General features: G+C 71.3%; 4 protein-coding genes and 1 pseudogene. All 5 read right to left on the bottom strand.

Going from position 1 to position 3782, the window contains the following annotated elements:
* On the bottom strand, positions 1-622 hold a 622-nt coding region (locus ACFWR9_RS37585; RefSeq protein WP_383850724.1), incomplete at its 3' end, for a Na+/H+ antiporter NhaA.
* 22 nt (positions 623-644) lie between these two features.
* Complete coding sequence (locus ACFWR9_RS37580; protein WP_383850664.1) at positions 645-1850, bottom strand: alanine--tRNA ligase-related protein; 1206 nt, start codon at positions 1848-1850, stop codon at positions 645-647.
* 281 nt (positions 1851-2131) lie between these two features.
* Positions 2132-2344 (bottom strand): annotated as a pseudogene (locus tag ACFWR9_RS37575) (dihydrofolate reductase family protein); the annotation flags it as partial.
* On the bottom strand, positions 2302-2673 hold the full coding sequence (locus tag ACFWR9_RS37570; protein WP_383850661.1) for a hypothetical protein: 372 nt from the start codon (positions 2671-2673) through the stop codon (positions 2302-2304). The pseudogene ACFWR9_RS37575 and the gene ACFWR9_RS37570, both read right to left, overlap by 43 nt.
* 11 nt (positions 2674-2684) lie before the next feature.
* The gene (locus ACFWR9_RS37565; RefSeq protein ID WP_383850658.1) at positions 2685-3581 is read right to left on the bottom strand and encodes a GNAT family N-acetyltransferase; all 897 of its coding nucleotides are present in this window, start codon (positions 3579-3581) and stop codon (positions 2685-2687) included.
* Between the last annotated feature and the right edge of the window lie 201 nt (positions 3582-3782).

Here is a 3782-nt window from a genome sequence, read left to right as displayed (position 1 = left end):
AGCGGCGGGGCTCCGCCAGCGGCAGCGGGACGAGGAGTACCAACTCGGCCGCCAGGCGGAGGAGGAGGGCGCGGAGATGGATCTCGTCGCTGTAGAAGACGGCGATGACGAGCAGCGCAACCAGGTCGTCGACGACCGAGATGGACAGCATGAACGCCCGCAGCGAGGCCGGCAGCCGATGGCGCAGGACGGCCAGGATGCCCAGCGCGAACGCGGTGTCGGTCGACATGGCCGTGCCCCAGCCGTGCACCGAGTCGTGCCCCGCGTTGATCACGACGTAGATCACGGCCGGGACCACCATGCTGCCGAGGCCCGCCACCGCGCTGAGCAGCACCCACCGCCGGTCCCGCAGTTCCCCCATGTCGAACTCGCGCCGCGCCTCCAGGCCGACGACGAAGAAGAACAGGCTCATCAGCCCCGCGTTGATCCACTCGTGGACCGTCAGCGACAGGTGACGGGTGTCGAAACCGACCGTGAAGTGGGCCTGCCACACGGCCTCGTAGGAGTGGATGTCGATGTTGGCCCACAGCAGCGCGGCGACGACGGCCACCAGGAGCAGGGCCGCGCTGCCGGTCTCCGTCCGCACGAAGGTGCGCCAGCGGGTACCGCCCCTGGTGGACATCTCCTGCGGTGTCTCGTGGGACTTACTCTCGCTCACGCGGGCGATTATGGCCGCCCGGGACCCGTTCCTCGCGCAGGCTCGTCACCAGGTCGCGCGGCAGCCCGTGGGTGTCGTGGAGGTAGTGGAAGTCGTCCTCTCCCAGCGGGCCGCGGAAACGGGGCCGGGAGAGGACGTTCCGGCCGCGCTCCAGGAGCTCGCGGAACCGGTGTTCCTCCTCCAGCAGCAGTCGCCGTACGGTCTCGGGGTCCCCGTCCTGCCGGAAGTGGTCCAGGGTGTGGGAGACCAGCTCCTCCGGGAGGTCGCCGAGGCCGCGCGACGGATCGTCCCGCCACAGCACGGTGAGTACGCGTCGCACCAGGCGGCGCAGCACGTACCCCCGTCCGGTGTTGGCCGGGCGTACCCCGTCGCCGATGATGACGACGGCCGAGCGCAGGTGGTCGAGGACCAGCCGCAGCGACGGTTCGTCCAGTGGCCACAGGGTCGGCACGAGTCGCCGCCACGGGTCGAAGACGTCGCACTCGAACACCGACGACCTGCCCTGAAGCAGCGAGGAGAGGCGTTCCAGGCCGAGGCCGGTGTCGATGTTGCGCTGCGGGAGCGGCACCAGGCTGCCGTCCTCCAAGCGGCGGTGACGCATCATCACGTGGTTCCATACCTCGACCCAGCGGTCGTCGCGGGTGGGTGTCGACCGGGGCGGAGTGTCACCGGTCCACAGGAAGATCTCCGAATCGGGTCCGCACGGGCCGACCGGTCCGTTGGACCACCAGTTGTCCTCCACCGTCAGCTCCACCGGCACACCCCGCTCCTGCCACAGCCGGAGCGAGTCGGTGTCCGGCCCCACCTGGTCCCCGCCGCCGTACACCGTGGCGTGCAGCAGCCCCGGATCGATGCCGAGGCCCTCGGTGAGCAGCCGGTGGGCCCAGTCGAGGCTCTGTGAGCTCTCGTAGTCGCCCAGGGACCAGGTGCCGAGCATCTCGAAGACCGTCAGATGGGTGCTGTCGCCGACCTCCTCCAGGTCCGTGGTGCGCAGACAGCGCTGCACGTTGACCAGCCGCCGGCCCAGCGGGTGCGGACGGCCCTCCAGGTGTGGGGTGAGCGGATGCATGCCGGAGGTGGTGAACAGCACGGCGTCGCCCGGCGGCGGCAGCAGGGTCGAGCCGGTGATCCGGCGGTGACCGTGTTCCTCGTAGTACTCGACGAACGTGCGGACGATCTGCTCGGTGTCCATGGAGGTGACTCCTTCGCTGCGTGGCGGGAGGCACCGGAGAACGGGACCGTGCGAGCGGGGCGTGCGAGGCGAAGGCCGAAACGCCGCGGGACCACCGACGGGCCGTTTCCGGTCGCCGGTGGGAAAGGGAGAAGGTCAGGCGGCGGCGGCCGGCGAGCTGGTCGCTCGCGCGGTCGCGAAGGTGCTTCGGCCGATGACGTTCATGCGGACGACGGTAGCGCCTGCCGCCGCTCGGTGCACGCGAATATGCGCGGGACGGCCGAAGGCCGTGGCGGCCGGCGTCAGAGCACGTCGTAGGTCAGGTGGGTGGCGGTCGACGTCGGGGTCACGCTCCGCTGGACCAGCGAGCGTGGTGCCCGACCGGGGAACAGCGGCGTTCCGGTGCCCAGCACGACGGGTGCCAGGTGCAGCGTCAGCGAGTCGACCAGCCCGGCGTCGAGCGCCGAACCGATCAGGGCGCCGCCGCCCATGAGGACGACGTCGAGGTCCCGGCCGGCGGCCTTCGACGCCGCCTCGGGCCCTGGGACTCGATCCGCACCCGGCAGCGGGGGCCCGAGAGGCTCAGGGGCGCCCCGTCACTCACCCTGACCCGCAGCCCCGGCGGCAGGCTCCGGCCCGAGAGCGGAACGAGCGTGAACCGGGGCGGGAGCAGCAGCGCGGACGCCGCGTCCAGGCGCGCCGTGTAGCCCAGGCCCTGTCGGGTCACCGTCAGCTCGCCCTCGTACACCTGCCGCCGACGGCCTTCCTGCGGCACCTCGACTCCGGTGTCGACCGCGTCCGCCGACAGGTTGTCATCCTTGAACGGCCCCGAGAGGCGTGTCAATGGTCGTGCGTTCATCCGTCCCGGCGGAGGCGGGGTCCGGGATCGTCCGGGAGGGAGAGGTCGTAGCCGGTGAAGTCGGCGTACGGCAGGTAACCGATGCGCCGGTAGAGGGCGTTGCTGGTGAGGTTGGCGGGGTTGGTGAACAGGACGACGTCCGTCGCGCCCCCGGTCAGCGCGGCCCGGGTCACCTCGACGGTCACGGCGCCGGCGTAGCCACGGCCCCGGAGCCGGGCCGGGGTGTAGACGGGGTCGATGCGGACCTGGCCACCGACCAGTGGGTTGACCCCCGCCATGGAGACGGGTGTGCCGTCCGGGGCCTCCCAGTAGGTGTAGCGCTTCTCGGCGAAGCGGGTGCCGGACCAGGAGGCGGCGTCTATGGAGACGGTTTCCCCGACGTCCGCGGCGAACTCGCGGCACCAGCCCATGAGGTGTTCGTGCTCTTCCTCGTCCACCGACCGGCCCCGGCCCGCCGGAACCGGCTCGGGCGGCGTGAGCGTGCCGAGACGGTGCAGACGGCCCCGCCAACCGTGCGCGGACGCGGCGCCGGTGTGCCGCTGCCAGGCCTCGGCGAACGCGGTGGCGGTGTCGTGGTCCGCCGTGACACCGGTGACGGAGAGTCCGAGGCCCGTCAGGTGGGTGGCGAGGACTTCGGCCTGCTCGGGGGAGAGGGCGGTGAGGGTGAGGCGCCGGGACGGGAGGCGGTAGAAGGCCGCGTGGACCTCGCCCCCCGCCTCCAGCAGGCCGAACACGACGGGTCCGGTGCCGAACACCTCCGCCCCCCAGGTGCGCATCTTCTCCAGCGTCGTCAGCGCAGTGGTGTGCAGGGCGGGCCGTGAGCGCAGGAAGTCTCCGGCGCGGGCGAGGAATTCGTCGAGGTCTTCGGTGACGTGCCAGTCGTCCGGTCGCATGCTTCATGATCTCCGACGTACCCCGGCTCGGGCGAGTACTTGCCCGAAATGCGTTCTCCGGGCGCGCTCAGGGGCCGCTCCCTCAGGGCCGGTTCACCTGTTCCGTCAGCGTCTCTAGAATTCTGTGGTTGCCTGAGTGTTTCGGGCTTTTCGGGCGCGGCGTGGCCGTGTGCGGTCGCCATCGGTGGGTCCGATCCTCGG

The organism is Streptomyces sp. NPDC058534, assembly GCF_042717365.1.
Classification (GTDB): domain Bacteria; phylum Actinomycetota; class Actinomycetes; order Streptomycetales; family Streptomycetaceae; genus Streptomyces.
The sequence above is the reverse complement of the archived record's forward strand: the minus strand, read 5'-3'. Positions and strand labels throughout refer to the sequence as shown.